General features: G+C 63.5%; 16 protein-coding genes and 1 pseudogene. 5 read left to right on the top strand and 12 right to left on the bottom strand.

Going from position 1 to position 21587, the window contains the following annotated elements; translation table 11 throughout:
• Positions 1-33: 33 nt before the first annotated feature.
• Complete coding sequence (locus QPK27_RS03565; RefSeq protein WP_290416827.1) at positions 34-972, bottom strand: LysR family transcriptional regulator; 939 nt, start codon at positions 970-972, stop codon at positions 34-36.
• Positions 973-1154: 182 nt separating this feature from the next.
• Between QPK27_RS03565 and QPK27_RS03560 the strand changes: the two genes are divergently transcribed.
• Together QPK27_RS03560 and QPK27_RS03555 are read left to right on the top strand one after the other, a co-directional pair.
• A complete protein-coding gene (locus tag QPK27_RS03560; RefSeq protein ID WP_290416826.1) occupies positions 1155-2393 on the top strand; it encodes a urate hydroxylase PuuD in 1239 nt (412 codons plus the stop codon).
• Positions 2390-3628 (top strand): M20/M25/M40 family metallo-hydrolase, encoded by a 1239-nt coding sequence (locus QPK27_RS03555; protein ID WP_290416825.1) that lies wholly within the window; start codon positions 2390-2392, stop codon positions 3626-3628. Before QPK27_RS03560 ends, QPK27_RS03555 begins: the two co-directional genes overlap by 4 nt.
• Before the next feature lie 215 nt (positions 3629-3843).
• Here QPK27_RS03555 and QPK27_RS03550 read toward each other — a convergent pair.
• From QPK27_RS03550 to QPK27_RS03530, 5 genes and pseudogenes are all read right to left on the bottom strand, one after another.
• A pseudogene (locus QPK27_RS03550) lies at positions 3844-4410 on the bottom strand (IS3 family transposase); the annotation flags it as partial.
• 53 nt (positions 4411-4463) lie between these two features.
• A complete protein-coding gene (locus QPK27_RS03545) occupies positions 4464-4718 on the bottom strand; it encodes a PAAR domain-containing protein (RefSeq protein WP_290416824.1) in 255 nt (84 codons plus the stop codon).
• 104 nt (positions 4719-4822) lie between these two features.
• Positions 4823-6355, bottom strand: a complete 1533-nt coding sequence (locus tag QPK27_RS03540; RefSeq protein WP_290416823.1) for a tetratricopeptide repeat protein — start codon at positions 6353-6355, stop codon at positions 4823-4825.
• A 90-nt stretch (positions 6356-6445) separates the two neighbouring features.
• Positions 6446-8482 (bottom strand): phosphatidylserine/phosphatidylglycerophosphate/cardiolipin synthase family protein, encoded by a 2037-nt coding sequence (locus tag QPK27_RS03535; RefSeq protein ID WP_290416822.1) that lies wholly within the window; start codon positions 8480-8482, stop codon positions 6446-6448.
• Between the two features lie 28 nt (positions 8483-8510).
• On the bottom strand, positions 8511-11267 hold the full coding sequence (locus QPK27_RS03530; RefSeq protein ID WP_290416821.1) for a type VI secretion system Vgr family protein: 2757 nt from the start codon (positions 11265-11267) through the stop codon (positions 8511-8513).
• A gap of 580 nt (positions 11268-11847) precedes the next feature.
• Here QPK27_RS03530 and QPK27_RS03525 point away from each other — a divergent pair.
• A complete protein-coding gene (locus QPK27_RS03525) occupies positions 11848-11994 on the top strand; it encodes a hypothetical protein (RefSeq protein WP_290416820.1) in 147 nt (48 codons plus the stop codon).
• Here the strand turns inward: QPK27_RS03525 and QPK27_RS03520 are convergent.
• The 6 genes from QPK27_RS03520 to QPK27_RS03495 all read right to left on the bottom strand — a co-directional run bounded on the left by QPK27_RS03520 (position 11955) and on the right by QPK27_RS03495 (position 18960).
• Positions 11955-12494 carry a GNAT family N-acetyltransferase gene (locus QPK27_RS03520; protein ID WP_290416819.1) on the bottom strand — a complete coding sequence of 180 codons (540 nt, stop codon included), beginning with the start codon at positions 12492-12494 and terminating at the stop codon, positions 11955-11957. The genes QPK27_RS03525 and QPK27_RS03520 overlap by 40 nt on opposite strands.
• Before the next feature lie 47 nt (positions 12495-12541).
• Positions 12542-13036, bottom strand: coding sequence for a DUF2726 domain-containing protein (locus QPK27_RS03515; protein ID WP_290416818.1), 495 nt, complete (start codon positions 13034-13036; stop codon positions 12542-12544).
• A gap of 194 nt (positions 13037-13230) precedes the next feature.
• Positions 13231-13563 carry a hypothetical protein gene (locus QPK27_RS03510; protein WP_290416817.1) on the bottom strand — a complete coding sequence of 111 codons (333 nt, stop codon included), beginning with the start codon at positions 13561-13563 and terminating at the stop codon, positions 13231-13233.
• Positions 13564-13614: 51 nt separating this feature from the next.
• Positions 13615-14133, bottom strand: coding sequence for a hypothetical protein (locus QPK27_RS03505; protein ID WP_290416816.1), 519 nt, complete (start codon positions 14131-14133; stop codon positions 13615-13617).
• A gap of 64 nt (positions 14134-14197) precedes the next feature.
• The gene (locus tag QPK27_RS03500) at positions 14198-16513 is read right to left on the bottom strand and encodes a hypothetical protein (RefSeq protein WP_290416815.1); all 2316 of its coding nucleotides are present in this window, start codon (positions 16511-16513) and stop codon (positions 14198-14200) included.
• 65 nt (positions 16514-16578) lie between these two features.
• The gene (locus QPK27_RS03495) at positions 16579-18960 is read right to left on the bottom strand and encodes a prolyl oligopeptidase family serine peptidase (protein WP_290416814.1); all 2382 of its coding nucleotides are present in this window, start codon (positions 18958-18960) and stop codon (positions 16579-16581) included.
• A 666-nt stretch (positions 18961-19626) separates the two neighbouring features.
• Between QPK27_RS03495 and QPK27_RS03490 the strand changes: the two genes are divergently transcribed.
• On the top strand, positions 19627-20271 hold the full coding sequence (locus QPK27_RS03490; protein WP_290416813.1) for an ANTAR domain-containing response regulator: 645 nt from the start codon (positions 19627-19629) through the stop codon (positions 20269-20271).
• Between the two features lie 32 nt (positions 20272-20303).
• Positions 20304-21476: a CmpA/NrtA family ABC transporter substrate-binding protein gene (locus tag QPK27_RS03485; RefSeq protein WP_290416812.1), complete on the top strand. Its 1173-nt coding sequence runs from the start codon at positions 20304-20306 to the stop codon at positions 21474-21476.
• Positions 21477-21587: the final 111 nt, after the last annotated feature.

The raw sequence follows: 21587 nt of genomic DNA, 5'->3' as shown, positions 1-21587 counted from the left end.
ATGACCGCACTCGGCGCGCGGATATACCTGTTGCTAGTCCTGCGTCAGCGCGCGCGCCGCGCCGCTGACCTGGTCGCGCAGCCATTTGTGTTCGGTCGATCCGTGCACGCGCTGGTGCCACAGCTGGTAGAAGCGCATCGGCGGAAACTTGAGCGGCAGCGTGAAGCTTTTCAGCGGCAGGGTCTTCTCGAACGCGCGGATGAACTGGCGGCCGGTGGTCAGCACCAGGTCGCTCTGGGTCAGCATGTACGGGATCACGCCGAAGTAGGGCGACTCCACCGCCACCTTGCGCTGCAGGCCCTGGCGTTCGAGGAAGGCGTCGATCACGCCGTGGTAGCCGGGCAGCATCTGGGTCGGCGCCACGTGCGGCAGGCCGAGGTAGTCGTCGAGCGTCATCGCGTCGGCGGCGGTGCGCTTGGCGTAGGGGCTGTCGGCGCGCATGGTGCAGATGATCGGGTCTTCGAACAGCTTCGAGATGTGCAGGTGCGCGGGCGGCTCGTCCCAGTTGGCGACAACCAGGTCCATCTCGCCGTCGGACAGCATGCGCAGGTAGTCGCTGCCCGGTCCCAGGCTGTGGATCACGACCTTGCTGTTGGGCGAACCGCGCCGCACCGCCGCCACCACGTTGGGCAGGAAGCGCATGTCGAGGTAGTCGGGCGCGGCGATGTGGAAGGTGCGCGCGGCCTCCTCGGGCAGGAACGGCGCCTTGCGCACGAACAGGCTCTCGGCTTCGTCCAGGATGCGCTTGGCGGGCTTGAGCAGGCTCTCGCCGTGCTGGGTCGGCACCATGCCGCGCGCGCCGCGCACCAAAAGCGGGTCGCCGGTCAGCTCGCGCAGTTTGCGCAGCGAGGCCGAGATCGAGGGCTGCGGCTGGTTCAGCTTCAGCGCCACGCGCGACACGTTCTTCTCCACCAGCAGCAGGTACAGGATGCGGATCAGGTGCAGGTCGAGGTGCTGGGGCAGGCTGGCCATGGCGGTAAAGGCGGTGTGTATATCGTGGGGGATATGTCGAATATACGCTAGTTTTCATGTTGCAGAAATTGAAATCGGCGTATCTTCAAGGCACGGCAAGCCCCCCGCGCGCGCCATGCAGGCGGCATCACGCAGCACATCGCTCACCTCAGTGTCATCGCATTCGCATTCAAAGGAAACGCATGGATTTCGCATACCTGGCGCCGTACGGTCTCGAGTGGCTCAACCTGCTGGTGCGCTGGCTGCACATCGTCGCCGGCATCGCCTGGATCGGCGCCTCGTTCTATTTCGTCTGGCTCGATAACTCGATCCGCCCGCCGGCCCCGGATTCCGATCTGGCGAAGAAGGGCGTGTCGGGCGAACTGTGGGCGGTGCACGGGGGCGGTTTCTACAACCCGCAGAAGTACCTGGTGGCCCCAGGCGAACTGCCAACGGAGCTGCACTGGTTCAAGTGGGAGGCCTACACCACCTGGCTGTCCGGCTTCGCGCTGCTGGTGATCGTCTACTACCTGAACGCGCGCGCGATGATGGTCGACCGCAGCGTGGCCGACCTGACGTCGTTGCAGGCGGTGGGCATCGGCCTGGGCAGCCTGGTGGCCGGCTGGATCGTCTACGATCTGCTGTGCCGTTCGCCGCTGGGCCAGCGGCCACTGATGTTTGGCGGCGTGATCTGGCTGTTTTTGGTTGGCAGCAGCTGGGTGCTGACCCAGCTCCTGAGCGGGCGCGCAGCCTACCTGCACGTGGGCGCGATGATCGGCACCATGATGGTGGCCAACGTGGCGATGCTGATCATCCCGGGCCAGCGCAAGATGGTCAATGCCATGCTGGCCGGGCACAAGCCCGACCCGGTCCACGGCATCAAGGCCAAGCAGCGCAGCGTCCACAATAACTATTTCACGCTGCCGGTGCTGTTCATCATGATCAGCAACCACTATGCGATGACTTACAACCACGCGCACGCTTGGGCGGTGCTGGGCGCGATCATGCTGGCCGGCGTGTTGATCCGCCACTTCTTCAACCTGCGCCATCGCGGCCGCATCGCATGGCAGTATCCGGCGGCCGGCGTGGCCGTGCTCCTGGCGCTGGCAGTGCTGCTGGCGCCTGGCGCACCGGCCCGGATCGAGGCGGCGTCGCCCGCCGGTGGCGACGCCGCCCGCTTCGCCCGGGTGCGCACCATCATGGACCAGCGCTGCGTGTCGTGCCACGCCGCGCAGCCGACCCAGCCCGGCTTCGCCGCGCCGCCCGCCGGCGTGATGCTGCACACACCCGCGCTGGTCAGCCAGCACGCGGCGCGCATCTACCAGCAGACCGTGCAACTGAAGGCCATGCCGCTGGCGAACCTGACCCACATGACCGACGCCGAGCGGGCCCAGGTTGGCGCCTGGTTCGAGGCCGGCGCGCACACCGGAGACGCGCCATGAACACGACCCTGCACGCGCGGCTGCTGGCCTGGATCGACGCGCACTTCGACCAGCAGGTGGCCTTTCTGCAGCAGGTGGTGCGCATCCCCACCGACAATCCGCCGGGCGACACCGCGCCGCATGCCGAGGCGGTGGCGGCACTGCTGGAGGGCGCCGGCTGGCCGGTCGAGCGCCATGCGCCGCCGGCGCAACAGGTGCGCGACTACGGCATGGCCAGCATCGTCAACCTGATCGTGCGCCGGCCGTATGGCGCCGGCGGGCCGACGCTGGCGCTCAATGCCCATGGCGACGTGGTGCCGCCGGGCGCGGGCTGGACCCATCCGCCGTACGGCGCCGAGATCGAAGGCGGCTACCTGTACGGGCGCGCGGCGGCGGTTTCGAAAAGCGACTTCGCCACCTATGTGTTTGCGGTGCGCGCGCTGGAAGCGCTGGGCGTGCCGCTGGCCGGCGCGGTGGAACTGCACTTCACTTACGACGAAGAAGTCGGCGGCCTGCTGGGGCCGGAGTGGCTGCTGGAGCAGGGCGTCACGCGGCCCGACTACGTGATCGCGGCCGGTTTCAGCTACGCCATCGTCACCGCCCACAACGCCTGCCTGCAGCTCGAAGTCACGGTGCACGGCAAGGCCGGGCATGGCGCGATGCCGGAACTGGCGGTCGACGCGCTGCAGGCGGCCACGCGCATCCTGAATGCGATCTACGGCGAGCTGCCGGCGTTGAAGAAGATCCGCAGCAGCGTGGCCGGCATTGGTTCGCCGACCATGATCGTCGGGCGCATCGACGGCGGCACCAATACCAACGTGGTGCCGGGCACGGTGACGCTCAAACTCGACCGGCGCATGATTCCGGAAGAAGATCCGGTGCAGGTGGAAGCGCAGGCGCGCGCGCTGATCGAGGATGCGGTGCGTGACATTCCCGGCATCACGCTGTCGATCCGGCGCCTGCTGCTGTCGCAGGCCTTGCGTCCGTTGCCGGGCGTGGCGCCGCTGGTGGCGAGTTTGCAGCGTCACGGCCGCGCCGTCATCGGCGAGGCGATTCCTGCCGTCGGCACGCCGCTGTATGCGGATGCGCGCTTGTACGGCGAGCGCGGGATCCCGGCGGTGCTGTACGGCGCCGGGCCGCGCACGGTGCAAGAAGCGAATGCCAAGAAGGCGGACGAACGCTTGCTGCTGGAGGACTTGCGGCGCGCGACCAAGGTGGTGGCGTTGACGCTGCTCGATTTTCTTAATTCGGAGTAGTTATTCGGCTTTATAAGCAGCCAGGTTTTCTAGCGATTGCGAACGGCGTCAGTAGTGAGGTATCGACCGAGGTAAGCGAAAAGGCAGGCGCTGTATTTTCATTCCCGATAGTAGGAGTTTTGGCTAAGCGGCAAGGCACATGACAACAGAATGTCTCTGGCCGGTAGACGACGCAATGAATCGCCCCGGCTTTCGTGGAGGCCGGTGAGTGTGAGTCAGGCCGGGATAGCCTGACTTCTCAACTGCTTGTAATAGTTTGCCTCAGCTTCCGCCGGCGGTATATAGCCGAGTGGCTCCAGCAGGCGATGGTGGTTGAACCAGGATACCTATTCCAGCGTGGCCAGTTCCACGGCTTCGCGCGTCTTCCACGGAGCGCGGCGGTGGATCAGCTCAGCCTTGTAGAACCCGTTAATGGTCTCGGCCAGGGCGTTATCGTAGCTGTCGCCCTTGCTGCCCACAGACGGCTCTACGCTGGCCTCTGCAAGACGCTCACTGTACCGGATAGAGACGTATTGAGAGTCGCGGTCGCTGTGGTGGACCAGGGCGTCGCTGCGCTCGGGCTGACGGTCGTACAGTGCCTGCTCCAACGCGTCGAGCACGAAGTCGGTCCGCATCGAACTGCTCACTCGCCAACCCACAATCCGGCGGGCAAAGACGTCGATGACGAAGGCGACGTACACGAAGCCCCGACATGTAGAGACATACATAAAATCGCTCACCCACAGCTGGTTCGGCCGCTGTGCCTTGAATTGACAATTCACCTGGTCGAGCGTGCACGGCGCTTAACAATGGACGCTCCTCAAAATCCGGGGAGATTCAAGGGTGGCCAGGCCGCTCATATCGACGAAATCAACTTCGCACCGCAAGCGGTGAGGTCGTTGTTATACGCATAGGGCCGCCCCTTGTGTTTGGCGCCGGCACCGTCCGGCTTGATAGGAAACTGCCCCTTGCATTTGGGGCAGAAGGTAACATCGTCGGCAAGTGCTGCTTCAGTACCCATCACGATAGTACCGGACGAAACGGAAACAACCTGGCCACCGTGGTCCGTCTTGTCATTCAATCGAATTACACCACGCCTCTCATGCTTCATGCTCAGTTACCTCCCAATACTAATTGATGAGCCGGCTCGCTGCGCTACCTTGCCCGGAGCAAAGAAGTTGCGCGAGCGCGACCTTTCGACATGGCTAGCGTAAGTTACTTCTCTACTGGCGTCTCCGCCTCCAGCAGGTGCCACTTTAATTCCGCACTGTCCAAAGGTAGCATCCAATCACGCCTCGGGTCCGGAAACGGCTGTCCGGCAGTTAGCCAGCGCTGCCGCCACGCTTGATTGACTTCCTGTTCTAGAGGATGGCCTGGTGCAAGCCATGGTTGCCAAGTACCCGTGATCCGGCACTCCTTGTTCCCGTTACATTCGGCCGGCGGTTCGAGCCGTGTGACTTGACGCGACAGCCTGAGCGCGGTGCGCGGTGTGACCGCGCCGTTGTCATTCCGTACGGTGAGCACGCGCTGCCAGACGATGCCGTCGCTGGCTTTCAATTCCATGCCGTTCGGGAAGCGAGGCTGCTCGAACGCTTCGCCCTTGCCGTAGAGGCCGGGCGGGATGCCGGCAAGGAAGGCGCGCACCTCGGCCGCTTCTTGCGGCGCAGTTGGTTGCCAGTAGCTGGCGACTGGCGCCTGAGCTGCGCCCGTTGTTTCCGCTATCGGCCGGAGGACATAGGCACTGTCGAGGAAGTAGCGCCCCTTCCTGAGCGAGGCTTCGGTAGGTGCCGGGGTATTTGGCGCGGGCACGACAGCCATGGCTGCCGCGAGCAGGCTTTCGCGTGTGCCATCCCAGGGCGGCAGCGCAGCTGGCGGCAGCGGCAGGATCTTGTCGAGGTTGGGGAAGCGGCGGTCGGGATTGAAACTGAGTGCGTCACCAAGCATGTCATAGCGTTGGCCGCGTGCTTTGTCGATGAAGGGAACGAACATATTTTCCAGCTCGTCCGGACGAGCGAACTCAAGGAACAATCTATCCGCACAGTACTTGCAGCCGCCCTTCACGCCCTCATGCAGGGCACGCATCACCCGGTCGCGGGTTTCCGGGGTTTCCCTGCCAAGTCCCTTTCCGTTCGGTGCCCGCGGGATTGCATACATAGGCTCCATCTCCACCGCGGCCGGGCCGTAACCCTGGGCCAGCGCGCATTCGAACATTTTGATCGCAATCGGGATGTTGCCCCAGTAGCCAGGCTTGAGACCGTCTGCGCCGGCATCCATTTTCTCGCCAAGGAAGGCCATCGCCTGCGGGTTGCCCATCTGGGCCGCCTTTTGGAAAAAGGCATAGGCGCGGTCGGCATTGGCGCTTACGCCTGTGCCATTAAGATAATAGGTGCCCATCCGGTCATAGGCGGCTGGAATGCCCAATTCCACGGCCTGCGACACCAGCATCAGCGCCGCGTCTTTGCCATGCGGCGGATCGCGCCCTTCCACGTACAGGCTGGCCAGGTTCAGCATCGCCTTCCAATGATGCCGATCGGCGGCCTGGCGGGTCAACCGGACGATCTTTTTGTAGTCGCGATCTGCATAGAAGGTCGAATGATCTTCCAGCGCGCGTGCCTCGAGGAACCAGTCCTCGGCTTGGGCATCGACCGGCGGCACCTTTCTCGCTTCGGTCTGGCAGTCGAAGGAAGCAATGTGGGGATCGAAGGGCGCCAATTCTTGCATGTATCCAGAAACCTTGTTCTTGTCCATGTCGCAGGCCGTCAGAAGAGTAAGTGTGAGAAGAAGAGTTGCCAAATGGCAGCAACGCGGCGGGGAAAAGGCGGCATGAATAGGCATGGTTCAAGCAACTCGTATGGTCGAGCTTCGTCCATCGTCCAGTGGGACGATGAAGCCCTTCATCTGTTTGCCAATCGGATCGGTCGGGTCCGCCTTCTGTCTGTCCTTGTTTTTTTTCATGAGCTTTACCCATTCCTTGAAGGTTTCCTTGATTTCTTGGGGCGTCGCATTTCCACCATTATTTTTTTCGGTCGCGAGTTGCGACCAGACTCGTTTACGCAGTGCAGTCGCATGGCGCGGGTCATTGGTGGCAAGGTTGATCTCGCTGTCCACCACCATGCTGCGCTGGTTCAGGTTCGCACTGCCGAGCGTGAAAAAGCCATCGTCGACTAGTAGCAATTTGGAATGAATGTAGATCTCGCGATAGCGCCACTGGCGCCGCGCCTGATTGAATTCGCAGGCGTTGAGGACGGCGACGCACACTCGTAAGCCGTATGTCTCTTTGAGGATAAGCTCGGAAGGCTTGTCAATCTTGTTGGCAGCCGAGACAACTTCAGGTAAGGCCTGCTGCGCGGGTGCCCCCCTGTCGATGACCCCGAAGGAGTGCTTCGACGCGCCTTGCTGAAGTTTGGCCTTCTGATTGGCTTGGTCGATCATGTTGACCTGCCCGGTCAGGCCCTCTTGTTGACCCAGGGGAGCCAGAGTCTCATAGGTACGGGGAATCATCTCCTTCGCTTCCGGGGCCGGGATGACGACGAAGACATGCATGATCGGGATGTCTTCAGCGCCCTTACCGATCTTCGCGCAGTTGCGGTTCCACCCGGCGATCACCTTTTTGCGCACCGCAAGCAGCTGTTCGGCCCACTCCTGGTACTGGAAATACTGGTTCTCGAGGTACAGGTAGCCCGTCCCCCCTGCGGCAACTCGGGTCGCATTGAAGTAGATGTCCTTGATGGTGAAATCGTCTTCTTCGGGTTGGGTCCGGACGATTTGTACCGTCGAGTCACCGCTTGCTGCCTTGCGCAGCAGAGCGGTCGGTGGGGTGGTACACACGTATGGCTTCGTCCTGGCACCGCCGCCTGCACGCTCCCAGGCACTCTCGAAATTCTCGTGAAGGGGTATCAGTGCCCGTCCACCCTCGATCCGGCAAGCGTAATCACGGTAGGGCTTTTGCGTCTCGAAATCATGCAAGTCTTTTACACCCTGCGTTTTCTCTTTTAGCGTCTTGGCTCCACCCTGTTCGCGCAGGGGATTTTCGACGGAATGCTCTTCGGTATCCCAATAGCCGGTCAGGGAGTTCAATCCCATCACGTAACCGACTGCTTTTTCTCCTTTGTTGTAGGCGAAATCGATGAGTATCGGTTTTTGGTGATGGGTCCCGTGATGCTCCATCAGGTAATTTTCAGAAAAATCCGGCTTGTTGAGTTCGCGCCCGAGCGATGCTTCGTTCTTGTTGCAATCTCCATCACGCAGACGGATACTGATGCCTTGCAGCTGATTCTTGAATGCCGCCTTGTACCAGCTGCAGCAATACTCTTCTCGTGCCATTGCGGCGAGTTTGTCGCCCGAAATGTTCCACTCCTTTTTATGGCGTTTCTCCCGTGCGTGCTCGCGTATCAGTTGAACGCTGGCTTTGGCATTTATTTTTTGAGCTGCGACATCCCCCTCCTGAGTACACCAAGGGTTCTTGTCATGGGTGTGACCCGGCATGTGTTTCTGCTTCTTGCCACCGAGCCAGCTATACCAGATCAGCAAGCGGACACGTACACCCCGTCTTCCTGCTGCAATCAGGAGATCTCCATAGGTCTCGGACCGTGGCCAGATCCACTTGTATTCGTTTCGCGATAGTTCCATTCCTGGATCGAAACCCCAGCACACCAGGTCAATGCTTTCCTTTGCTTCCGCTATGTCCTTCGCGATCGCTGCGAAGCCTTCCTGGCCGCATATCAGCAGGCTGAGCTTGTTGTTGTGCGTGATGGGATGGGTGGTATTTCCGTTTTTGTTCTTGTCTTCCGCAAACCATTGAATAGTGCTTGTCGCTTTGCAGCTGACTTCGTCGATGTGAACCTTTTCAGTTCGCAGATACTTTTCAGAGCTCATGAGATTTCCTCTTCAGTTCGCTGCCAATTCAGGAGTAAGTACGGCCTTCCGCCGAATCATCGAGCGCACGCGCGCCCTGGTTCGAGAGAAGCTGCTCGGTGTGCAAGGCTTTGTCCTTGGGGTCAAACTTTTCCCAAGCCTTGAGATCGAACTTTTCGCCGTTTGCCAGCTCGACTGAGTAGCCCGGTGTCCCGCTCCTATGCTCGATGGCGATACGGCCGAGGTCGTCGGTGATGCCTTCGTCGACCTGACTGCCGTTCTTGTAGAGGGTGTAAGGGACGTTCGCAAACGGGCGTCCGCTTCCAGGATGGGTTTGCAGCATGAACAGGAGCTGCTTCGGATCGTCCGGCGTCTTCGGCTCCGTGATGGTGACCTTGTGCTCGGTCGATGGTTGCGGCCGATTCTGCGGAGCGAGTGTTTCGAGGTTGCCGTGGAATAGTGCCGGCTTGGGCGCGAACACCTGCATGCGGTCGGTAATTTCAACCATGGCGCCGGGGCCGTGCAGCCGCACCCCTTTCTTTCCCCTGATGTCGACCCAGTCAGACTGGCTGATCAGGGACAGGACCTTGTTGGCGATGACTTGGATGTCGTCGTCATGCGCCTGCACGGTGATCTTGCCGGACGCCGCAATCAGCTTCATGCCCGCCTTGTGGACGAACAGGCGGAAGGTCTGCCTGATGCTTGCGAACAGGCTCTCGCCCGTTGCGATCGAGAGGCTGTGTCCGGCCGTTAGCGCCGTGTGCTCGGCGCTGGCGATGTGGGTCGACTGTGCGGACGTGGTCTCGATGCCGGTCGGGCTGGCAAGGACCAGATGGGGTTGGGATAGCTCGGGGAAAGGCTCGCCAGTGCCGTGCACGTCGTCGTTCTGCGCTTTGAGCACATCGGCAACGTCATGCTGCTGCCCACTTTCCTGGGCCAGGCCCTGCAGTGCGGCTGTCGCCTGGTCATCGTGCAGCTTGTGCGCTGCATCCAGTCGCCTTGCCGTTTCGCCCATGTCCTTGATCGGGCCGCGTGCTGTCTGCCGCGCTTCAGTTGTGATCAATAGCCCTTTGGCGGCGCGCGCCACGCCATGCCCATCAGTGCGCAACTCCCAACCTTCGCCGCGTGCGTCCTTGCGCCCGCTGGTGTCTTCGATGCGCGTGATGTGCCCGAGCGACAGCTGGCTGCACTGATGGTCGCTTTTCAGCTGCGCCTGAATCTTCTCCTTGGTGTCATCGAGAACAAGGTGATTGCCCCGCCTTCCGCCCCCAAGCTCTCGGCTGCGCAGGCCGGCCAGCGACTGCTGTTCCGGCAGCGACCACGGCGGCATGTGTGCCTGGTTGTAGAGCGCGCCGAGTACTAGCGGATGGTCGATATTCCCATTTGGGTAGACGACGGCTACTTCCTCGCCGACGCGGGACAACCGGATCTGCCCGAATTCGCTGCCAGCCGCCGGGCTCAATACCCGGATCCAGGGTGAGCTCTTTTCGTCGTAGTTGCCCAGCCGGTCCCAGTGAGGCTGCAGCTTGATGCGTCCGTAGCCGTCCGTATGGATATCGGCGCCTGCCGGGCCGACGACGATGGCGGTATGCAGCCCCGTATAGATGACAGGCTCGCTGTTGAAGTTGCGACCGGGACGCCATCGAATATCCTGGCGGATGCACGTAAAGCGGTTTTCGTAATGCGAGGGTGCATCAGGACCGGCCTGATAATTATTCGATACCTCATGGTCGGCGGCCAGGATCAGGTAGAAACGGTTCTCGATGCTGCTGCGCGGTTTGGCATCGTATCGACGCGAGCGCGCCTCGGCGCTGAAGTGGCCGCTGAGCTTGAACGCGCGGCCGGGCAGCACGCACCGTTCGTTGCCCGCCGCCTCGAAATATTGCGTGTCCTTCTCCGCTTCGTCCATGCGCCGGCCCGCCAGCTGTGCACCGTCGGCGTACAGGCGAAATCCATAGGCACCAAGGTCCTCGTAGATTTCGTAGGGGAAGACGTCGCCTTGCTGGTTCATCGAAGCGGCTTCAACGCGTTGCGCCCTGGGATTCTTGTAGTCAAACGAGGCGAGCGTGGTCTTGCCGGAGCCGAGCCGCCGGATTGCCGTCCACGTATGGATGCCGTCGTCTTCGCGCGAGCCGCCCTTGTCGTGGAACGAAATCCAGTACGCTTCCTCGTCGATTGGCTTGGCCAGGAAGCTGTCATCCGAGATCATGAGCTTGTGGCCGTCGAACCTGTGTTCGTACCAGTAGTGCAATCCCAGCGCTTCCCAGCGCCGGTGCAGGTGGTTGTAGTCGGTCTCGTTGTACTGGTTCGCGACGGTAAGCTGCGGATCGTCGCCAGTCAGTTTCATGTCCCATTCGGCCTGGGAATAATGCTTGAGGGTATCCTCGGTGACCTTGAGCACGTTTTTATTGTGGAACGACCTACTATCCTTGCGCAGGCGGGCAAACGCGAGCCACGGTTCGAGCACCATCTGGTAAAAGGCGAAACCCCCATCGCTGCGCAGGAAACGGAACTCAGTGATGTAGCCGTTGAAGTAGCGCAGTGATCCGTCGTCCCGCACCAGGGAGACGGTCACCATGCGGCCCATCAGTTTCTTCAAAGGGATGCGCGGATCGTCTGACAGCACCTCGACGTCAAAGCGGAAACTGCGCGAGACTTCCTCATGAGCGACCAGCTTGTTAGGCAGAAGGATCGCCGGTGGCCCGTCCTTGAATGGAAAGTCGAGCCGCATGAGCCGGTTGTGTTGCGATGCGCCGCTGAATGCCGACAGCGCGGCATCGACCGCGATTTTCTGGCTTTCGCCCATTGATTACCTCCGATGGTCCGCGGCCGTAGCGCGCATGAAAGTTCAGCGGACACGTTACCTTGAGGCTGCCAAGCAGAATTTGTCCCCCATCAACACGTTTCCTTGTGCCATGTCTAAAGTTTTCTGGCAATTATTTTGAGGAGGCTGGCAATGCCGAAGGACCTGAAACGGCAAGGGCAAGCGCGTGCGACAGGCACGCTTGGCCGACAGCCAGCGTCGTTGAATGGATTCGTTAACATCGGGTCAGCGCTGGTACGCAGCCCCATAACGTGGATTTTTGGCCGCCCCTATCCGGTACAGTTCAGGGCGCAGGGTGCGCTCGACGCCTGGAGGCATGCGATCGAGAACACTGGGCTCTGGCCTTTCTGGAAGGATCCCGGCACGCTATGCTGGCAGATCAGGCAGGAGATCCTCAGGCAACTGGAGTACATGCATCCCTTGTCTTCGGTAGCCGGGCAGATAAGCGCCGACGATCGCCAACGCCTCGGGTTCAAAGATCAGTGCCGACAAGCGGACACGGGCCGAGCAGCAGCTAGCGTCCAGTTCGTGTCCACTTGTCGGCACTGAGCCTGATCGCACGGTGGAAGAGGCGAATGCCAAGAAGGCGGACGAACGCTTGCTGCTGGAAGACTTGCGGCGCGCGACCAAGGTGGTGGCGCTGACGCTGCTCGATTTTCTCGGACCGGGTCAGCCAGGCTTCAAGGGCGGTACCAGTGCCAGCATGTGAGCATCGACGAAGCGCTCGCCCAGCTTGAGCCTGTTGCGCGCCACGCCTTCTTCGATGGCGCCGGCTTTTCTTGCGGTGCCCAGGCTGGCCGTATTGCCCACGCCGATGACGATTTCGATGCGGCCAAGCTTGAGTTCCTCGAAGCCGAAGCGCGCGAGCGTGCGCACCGCATCGGTCGCCGCGCCGCGCCGATGGAAGGATTGGCGTACCCAATACCCGAGATTGCAGAATTCGTGCAGGCGATGGAGCTGGTTCAGGCCACATCCGCCGACGAATACGCCGGATGCGACATCGAAGATGCCGAATTCGAAACCGCTTCGATCCTGCCATCCTTGCTGGCATCGCGCTATCCAGGCGTGCGCTTCGGCCGCAGAATAGTGCGGGGTCGCCCATGGCATCCATGGCGTCAATGTTGAAGACGATTCGACTACCGCATCCACAAAGCCTGGCGCATCGTCGGGCGTGAATGGACGGAATATGAAGTTGGCGGAACGCAGCATGGTATCAGCCTGTCATTACAGTTCGTGGCAGCAGCCGGATTGTTCGCTTATGCGGCCAGGCGGGGTTGGGCGGCTTCCGCGACGGCGCCGGCCGCGAGCACGGCAGTGCGCACTGCCTGGGCGCTTGGCTTGCTTTTCGATTCGAATCGTACCGTGCGAATCCCTGCCCTGCGCAGTCGCGCGTCGCGCATCCTGTCCTTGTGGCGCGAGTGGGTGCGGTCATCCAGTTCGACCACGGCCACCACATTGCACCGTCTGTCGCACACGACGTAATCGGCACGCTGTTGCGCGATCCGCAAGCGGTCGGCATGCGCCTGTTTCTTGTCGCGGCTGGCTGCCTCGATGAGGGCGGTCATGGCGACCTGAGGGAAGATGTAATGGTCCGGTAGCGCGACGACCAGACGCCCGAAGAACTCGGCTTCATTCTCCGTCATCAGCTCGCGCGCTTGATAGTTGTCAGTGCGAGGAGCACCCTTGATCATTGGCGCAACGAAGAGCATCGCCACGACCAGAAGGACCAGGATCAGAATTGAGATTTCCATGCCAGTTTCGTTTTCATGCAGTCGAGCCATTGCAGCTACAGGTGGCCCATTATTGTTGCCAGGCAAGATAGCACCTTTGCTGCCTTGAAACGCTCACGGAATGTCACGGTCGCATCGGTTGCCGCAAGACGACATCTCGATTCTTCCATCCCATGGCCAGCAAAAAAAGCCAGCGCGAGAGATTGAATAGCTGATCAGTGCGACTTCATGCACCCGGCATCGGCAGGCGCAATCAGCAAACGGTTCCCGGCCAGATCGAACAGCACTGTATGGCTTTGGAAAAACGGCGCGCCCAGGATGCCGTCGAAGGGGGCGCCATGCAAATCAATCCGTTGCGCCGTCAATTTCCCGAGCGACCGGCCATTGCCATCCTGGACCGTTCCCAGTTCCCCGGGATCGCAGGGCTGACTTTCCGCCGGCGCAGCCTGGCACGCCGTTTCCGTGGCGACAGCTGCAAGACTGCTCGCATTGACGAGATTGATCTGCGCTCCCGTATCCAGCACGAACCTGAGCGGCTTGCCGTTCACGATCAGTGTGATGTTGGGGCCGATTCTCCCGGATTCGAGGCGTAATTCCTGTCAGCCTGGCTGACCGGTCTGCGGCCCTTCGCCCGGCTCATACACCGACAGCGACCCCAGACGGTAATCGAACATGACCGGGCGCTTTCCGAATGCCGCAAGATCCATCGCGCCGGCTTGCCGCGCCTTCGTCAGTGCCGCGTCCTGTCCCTCCGGCGCACCGCCCCACTGGACATGGACCCGGCCTTCGACCGGGCCAAGTTCGGTCTTTCCGACCGTGACCTGTCTGGCGACCAGGTTCTGGACCTCGTATACCTGTCCACCCAGGTCGCGGAACCTGGTCGTTTGCTCCAGCAGTTGCACCGAGCCCGCGTCCTTGATCGTCTGCTCCGGGATCGAGATGCCGAGCGAGCCGCCCGAATCGATCATGAGCTGCGACGCCGTGGCGCCGATCTTGACGGTGGCGAAAGGAAGCGAATTGATGAAGGTGAGGGGAACGACATCGGCGGCCGTGGCTACCGACTGCAACACGCATCCGGCAAAGAGAACAGCCAGGCGGTGATTGACGATGAATTTCATATTGATCCAGGGTCTCGATGAATCCGCGGCCCAACCCACGCAGGCTTGGAAAAACTGTGGAACCTCAGTCGGCATCCGCTTCACCCCGCGGCACGATTGCAAACTGCGGCGCCCCGCTGTAATCCGGCTTCACCGCGCGTGCCATGAACTTGCTCCATGCCTTGCGGCCCGGTTCGCCCAGCGCATCGGCCGCATACGCCAGCGCCGGCTGCATGTTGGACGGATAGCCGATCGCCGAGCTGGCATAGCCGCTCATTTCGCCGACCTTCAGCTTGAGCGCCGCGGCCATCTCGCCGCTGCCGCAGGGCAGCGACACGACTTCCGGCGCACGGTTGGCGCGGAATACTTCGGCGATGGTCTTGAAGTAGGGCGCCTTGGCCGCCTCGCGCACCGGCAGGTTGTAGTTGGCGGCGTCGATCCAGCAGAAGCCTTCGCCGGTCATGCGCGCCACCGGGAATTTTGCTTTCCAGCGCAGCAGCGGCCTGGCTTTGGCGAAGCCGAGATCGGCCGCGTGGCCGACGGCCTGGGTGAAGAAGTCGTCCTGCCACGGCGCCAGGGCGGTGGCCTTGCGGTACACGATGGCGGGCCCGCCGGCGATGAAGCCGAGCGCATTGGCGTCCGGGTTGTTCGGGTATTCGGCGTTGTACCAATCCAGGTTGCTGTTGACGATCTCGGTGAAGTGCGGCTTGAGCGGATGGCCGTCGGGCGTGATGTAGGCCGCCTCCGCCAGCGAACGCAGCGACCAGGCCTGGCCGCGCACCTGGCCCGGTTTCAGCAGCCCCTTGCGGTGCTCGCGGTAGTTGGGATTCGACCAGAACGCGTTGTACTGGGCCCAGAACTGCAGCTCTTCGAGATAGTAGTAGTCGCCGCTGAGCAGATAGGGCAAGTAGGCGAAATTCGGCTGGTGCGAGGTGTCATGGAAGTTGGCGCTCTTGCAGGCGTCCGGCCGGGCGCAGGCCGGGAATTTCTCGTGCTTGCCGGTGGCCGGATTGCGCGTGTCCGACATGTTGCCGACGATGGTCATGTACGGATAATCGAGCAGGCTGACCGGATTGCCGGTGCGGCGGTCGCGGTAGTGGATCGACCAGCTGCCGGCCAGGTCGGCGGTGCCCATGCTGACGGTGGCCGCGCGCGGGTCCATGCTCAGCAAATGCATCACCGCCCAGCCTGGCAGCAGGCCGATATCGATGCGTCCGCCCGTGGTCGGCATGCCCGGCAGCGCCAGGCCGACGCCCATCGGCTCGATCCGTTCGCCTTCCCAGCGCGAGGACAGGTTGGCCAGCGCGCGGTCGCTGATGCGCAGCGCCGGGTCGTAGTTGGGCAGCGCCAGCGTGTCGATCAGCTGGCGCGGGTCGTGGCGCAGGTACAGCGCCGGTTCGCCGCCCCACCACGCCACCTTGCGCCAGCGCGCGTGGTGGAAGTGTTTCAGGCCGCTCTTCGCGTACACCCGCTTGTCGCCCACCGTGACTTCGGTGTCGTAGGTGAAGGCTTGCGGGGCCGGCTCGAAGGCCCAGTTGTTCTCGACCGTGACGTCGACCCGCGCTTTCTTCAGCGCCGGATACCAGCGCACCGCGAAGCGCGCCGCCAGGTGCGGGTGTTCCTTGCCGTCGCTTGTCGCCAGCGGCGCGCTGGCCTGCCATTCGTGCGCCACCGGGCCGGCCAGCCAGGCCACCGGCTTGCCGCGCGCCAGCAGCTTGTCGAGCGAGGCGCCGTAGGCCATGCCGTCGACGGTCGCTTTCACGCTGGCGGTGAGACCGGCGCGCAGCAGGGCAGCGACGTTGGCGTCGTCTTTCGATGCATTCGCTGCGCCGTCGACCTTCATCAGTCCCAGCGCAATCGGCTTGTCCTTCGGCGCCGGCAGAATGGCGGACACGATCGCGTGCCGTACCGAGCCATCCGCGTGGCGCGCCTTGACGTCGGTCTGCAGGGCTACCGAGTCGCCGTCGGCCAGCTTGCCGGCCAGGCGCGCGCCGCGCGGCAGGGCGCCGGGTGCGAAGACCTGGCCGAAGGTGACCGGGACGCGGGCCTCGTCGGCCTTGCCGCTGCGCTCGATCCAGACGGTGGCGAGCGCGCCTTTCACGCGCGCCGCCGTGGCGGCCGGCATCGGCCGCGAGGCCGGCGCTTCGCGCGCAGGCGCTGCTGACGATGGCGTTGGCGCGGACGGCGCGTCCGACGATTCAGGCGCCGATGATGAGGGCTTTGAAACTTCAGGCGCCGCCTTGGCGGCTTCGCCATAGCGCATTTCCATCACCCGCTGCGCATCGAGTCCGCCGCCGCCGGGCAAGCCCTTGAAGTTCGGATCCGCGGTCTGGAAGGCGTGCGCCGGCAGGGTGGCGGCAAGCAGGGTGGCGACGAAGATGGTGGTGTTCGAGCGTGGCATCGGCATGCGTAACAACGATTGGCAATGAAAAAAGGCGCCCCGCGGGGCGCCTCGATCTTACCTTGTTACTGCCCGGCGGGCTGTTTCAGCGTGCGCTCGAACAGCTGGTAGATGCGGCGGTACTGGTCGTACCACGCTTCCGGCTGCACGTAGCCGTGGCGCTCGAGCGGGTAGCTGGCCAGCTCCCAGTGGTCCTTCTTCATCTCGATCAGGCGCTGCGCCATGCGCACCGAGTCCTGGTAGAACACGTTATCGTCGATCATGCCGTGCGCGATCAACAGGTGGCCCTTCAGGTTGGCGGCGTACTCGATCGGCGACGATTTTTTGTACGCCTCCGGATCGATGTCGGGTGTGTTCAGGATATTGGCGGTGTAGCCGTGGTTGTAGGTGGTCCAGTCGGTGACCGGGCGCAGCGCGGCGCCGGCCTTGAACACCTCGGGTGCGCGCATCAGCGCCATGAAGGTCATGAAGCCGCCATAGCTGCCGCCGTACACGCCGACGTTGGCCGCGTCGCCCTGCTGCTGACCCACCATGTACTTGACGCCGTCCAGGTAGTCGTCCAGTTCCGGGTGGCCCATCTGGCGGTAGATCGCGGTACGCCATGCGCTGCCGTAGCCCTTCGAGGCGCGGTAGTCCATGTCCAGCACCACGTAGCCCTTCTGCACCAGCAGGTTGTGGAACATCTGCTCGCGGAAGTAGTTCGAGTAGCGGCGGCTGACGTTCTGCAGGTAGCCGGCGCCGTGCACGAACATCACGATCGGGTACTTCTTGTTCGGATCCAGCTGGGCCGGACGATACAGCTTGGCCCATACCGGGTCGCCGCCGGCGCTGGACGGCACCGCCACGTACTGCGGCTCGATCCACTCGCGCGCCTTGAATTCGGGCGAGCGGGTGTCGGTCAGCTTGGTCGCGGCGCCGCCGGATGCCGGCACGGTCGCGATCTGCACCGGGATGTAGCTGGCCGACCAGTGCACCAGCAGCTGGTTCTCGTTCGGCGACAAGGTGTATTTCTCGACGCCGTCCAGTTGCGTCACTTCGCGCAGCGCGCCCGACTTGGCGTTGACGGCGCAGACTTCATAGTCGCCCGGGGTGGCGCGGTTGCACAGCATGTAGGCGGTGCCGCCGTCGTGAGTCCAGCGCACGTCGCTGGCTTCCCACTTGCCGCTGGTGAGGGCGCGTGCGGCGTTGCTGCCGGCGGTGTCCTGGGTGTACAGGTGCGAGTAGCCGCTCTCCTCGGACAGGTACCACAGCGTGCGGTTGTCCGGCAGCCAGCCGAACTCGGCGTTGTCGTAGTTGACCCACGCCTTGTCGCTCAGGCGGTGCAGCGGCTGCAGTTTGGCGGCGGCCAGGTCGACGCCGGCGATCCAGCGGTCCTTGTTGTCGACCGCGCGCACCATCACGGCGACCCTGGCGCCGTTAGCGCTCCATTCGATGGCGTCGGCGCCGTCGGCGATGCGCACCGGGCGGTTGCCCTTCAGCGGGTCTTTTTTTGCGGCGGCGCGCAGGTCGGCCAGTGGATCGACGGCGATGCCCGGCAGTGCATCGAACGCGATGTCCTGCACGCGATTCGTGCGCAGGTCGACCAGTTTCAGTTGCTGCGCCACCGGCATGTTGCGGCCGACGCGCACGCGCACGTCTTCGGTTTCCTCGTAGCCCGATTCGGTCACGTAGCGCGGCATCTTGCCGGCGCGGCCCTTGTCGGCGCCCTTGGCCTGGGTGACCACCAGCAGCCAGCGGCCGTCGGGCGACAGCGAGCTGCCTTCGATGGTGACCTTGTCGCCGAAGTAGACCGGGGTCGGGGCCATCGAGGCGTCGACGCGGCGCAGTTCGTCGCTGCGGGCGCGCAGGGCGTCGCGGTCGTCCTTCTGGCGCTGCAGGTGGCCGATCAGGCGCAGTTCGGTGGCGCGGTAGCTATCGTCTTCCGGCGCGTTCGGGTCCTTGGCGGCGCGCGGCAGGGCGGCCGGGCCGACCACCCTGGTGGCGCGGTCCCACACGTACCAGTCGCTGCCGATACGGTATTGCACGGCGCGCTCGTCGCTCGAATACTGCACCGCTTCCAGGCGCGCGGCGCCGCGCGTGACCTGGGTCAGGGCGCCGCTTTTCAGGTCGCGTTCGAACAGGTCGCCGTTGCGCAGCACCAGCATGCGCTTGTGGTCGCGGTCATAGGTGACGTCGGCGCTGTCGATCTTGCCCAGTTCGGCGTCCGCCACCAGGCGCGGCTTGCCGGCCGCGGCCAGCCAGGTGTCGCGCACGGGCGAGCCGGTGCGCTTCTGCTTGTAGTACACCTGCTTGCCGTCCCAGCTCCACCAGGCGGCTTCCACCGGGGTGCCGATCCAGTCGGGGTTGGACATGGCCTGGTCGAGGGTGATCGGCGTGGGGGCGGCCGCTGCCGGCAGCGCGATCAGCGCGGCGAACAGGGTCGATAAGGTCAAAGCAGGTGGTCGCATCGTCGGGTCTCTCAATGGAAGGATGGCTTTCTTGCCAGAAATGCGAGGTGCATTCTAGCGCAGGCTGCCAACGCGACGAGCGGATCGGGGAAGGTTTTTTTTGCTGTAAACACAAGCGCCGGCGGTACGTGCGTACGGCCGGCGCGAGAAGAATGCGGACGCGGAGCAGCGTGTTGCGCTGCAGCGTCAGGTAGTTCCGAACAGCTTAGATTGCCTTGAACGGGCCTTTCGGCGGACGCGGCAGGAACATGGCGACGCGAGCGGCGACGGCGACGACAGCCAGAGCAACGGTGAGGTATTCGAGCGGGTGCATGTGATTAACCCCGCACTGCCGGAGCGTAGCCGCCGTGGGCGACGTAGAGTTCTTGCGAGAAGCTGCTGACGGCCGCGATGGCGGCGGCGAAGAAGCTGATGCGTTTGATGGCTGCAGTCATGATTGACCTCCTAAATGAATAATGTCGTTGTTGCGTTGCAGTATAGGGAGGCCCGCGTCATAAACGAACTTTCCATTGATGATTCCTACGATCACCATCGCGAATAATTGTTAAGTTGCTCTCGAGCAAGATATGCTTCCGGCGTATATCTTGAGCATCGGTAAATATATAAGAAGGGCATGGTCGATTGTGACCGCCGGTAGGTGGTGCGAATCTTGCATAACAGAAGGACATGAAATCGCCAGACAAGCCCTCGCCACCCTTGCGGATCGTTGTCGTGTTTTCCGCCACACTCGTGGGCGCAGACCCGGATCAGGCCCAGGCCGCCCAGGCCCGGCGCAGCACGGCATTGCGCATCGGCCTGCTGGAATCGGGCTACGACCTGGTCGCTTCGCTGCCGGCCGACGTGTTCCTGCCCGAGCGCATCGCCCAGCTGCAGCCGGACCTGATCATCGCCGACAGCGAGTCCGACGCGCGCGACGTGCTGGAGCACATCGTGATCGCCACCCGCGCCGCGCGCCGGCCGATCGTGATGTTCACCGAGGACGACGCGCCGAGCAGCATGGATGCGGCGCTGGAAGCCGGCGTGTCGGCGTATATCGTGGCCGGGCTGCAGGCCGAACGGGTGAAACCGGTGCTGGACGTGGCGCTGGCGCGCTTCCGGCGCGAACAGCGCCTGCTGGACGAATTGAGCGACGCGCGCCAGAAGCTGGCGGAGCGCAAGGTGCTCGACCGCGCCAAAGGGCTGTTGATGGCGCGTCACGGCTTGACCGAGGAGCAGGCCTTCGCGCGCCTGCGCACGCTGGCGATGAACAAGAATTTGAAGCTGGCCGAGGTCGCCCAGCGCCTGATCGATGTGGAAGACCTGCTGGGCTGAACGCACCGCCTCTATATAACAAAAGGAGACTTATGACACTGGCAGGCAAAGGCGCCTGGATCGCCGGCACCGACCGTCCCGAACTGGAAACCGTGCGCATCGGCTTCATGCCGCTCGCCGACTGCGCGCCGCTGGTGATGGCGTCGGTACTGGGCTTCGACGAACAATATGGCGTGCGCTTCGCGCTCAGCCGCGAGATGTCCTGGACCGGCATGCGCGACCGCCTGCTGGGCCAGCAGCTCGATGCGGCCCAGGTGCTGTATGGCCTGCTGTACGGCGTCCAGGCAGGCATCGGCACCCAGCAGTGCGACATGGCGGTGCTGATGAACCTGAACCAGAACGGGCAGGGCATCACCTTGTCGCGCGCGCTGGCGGCGGCGGCCCAGGACCCGGCGGCGCTGGCGCGCCTGGTGCAAGAAGCGCACGGAGAGCAGCGGCGCCTGACGCTGGCCCATACCTTCCCGACCGGGAACCACGCGATGTTCCTGTCCTACTGGCTGGCCGCCGCCGGCGTCGATCCGCTGCGCGACTGCCGGCTGGTGACGGTGCCGCCGAACCAGATGGCGGCCAGCCTGGCGGCCGGCCACATGGATGGCTTCTGCGCCGGTGAGCCGTGGGGCCAGCGCGCGCTGCGCGACGGCGCCGGAATCCTGGCCGCATCCAGCGAACAGGTATGGCCGAACCATCCGGGCAAGGCGCTCGGCGTCCGCGCCGATTTCGCCGCGACCCATCCCAACACTTGCCGCGCCGTGATCGCCGCCTTGCTGGAAGCGGCGCGCTGGCTGGACGCCTCGCGCGCCAACCGCGAGGCGGCGGCCGAGGTGCTGGCCAGCCCGGCCTACGTCAACGCGTCGCGCGAGACGCTGCAGTTCTGCCTGGCCGGGCGCCATGCCGATGACGCCCACTGGCAAGGCCGGGGCCACAACGGCCTGCGCTTCCACGCCGACGGCGAAGCCAACTTCCCGTGGCTGTCGGACGGCATGTGGTTCATGACCCAGCACCGGCGCTGGGGACTGTCCCAGGACGAAGCGCCGGACTACCGCGCGGTGGCCGGGCAGGTCAACCGCATCGACCTGTACCGCGAGGCGGCCGAGCGCGCCGGCGTGGCGCTGCCAGGCGAGGTGTTGCGCAGCTCGACCCTGATCGACGGACGGGTGTGGGACGGCAGCGATCCGGCGGCGTATTCAACCGGCGCATTCGGTTGACCCGGGCGCGCCCGGATCTTGAACCGGTGCGCGCGCGTGCATCATTCTGGGGAATGGTGCACCGCGATGCAGCATGCCGGCCGTGCGTTGCCAGTACGGTCCCAGTAACCG

It is taken from the genome of Massilia sp. YIM B02443, assembly GCF_030411955.1.
Taxonomy (GTDB): domain Bacteria; phylum Pseudomonadota; class Gammaproteobacteria; order Burkholderiales; family Burkholderiaceae_D; genus Telluria.
Note: the sequence above shows the minus strand (reverse complement) of the source record. Positions and strands in the feature narration are given on the sequence as shown.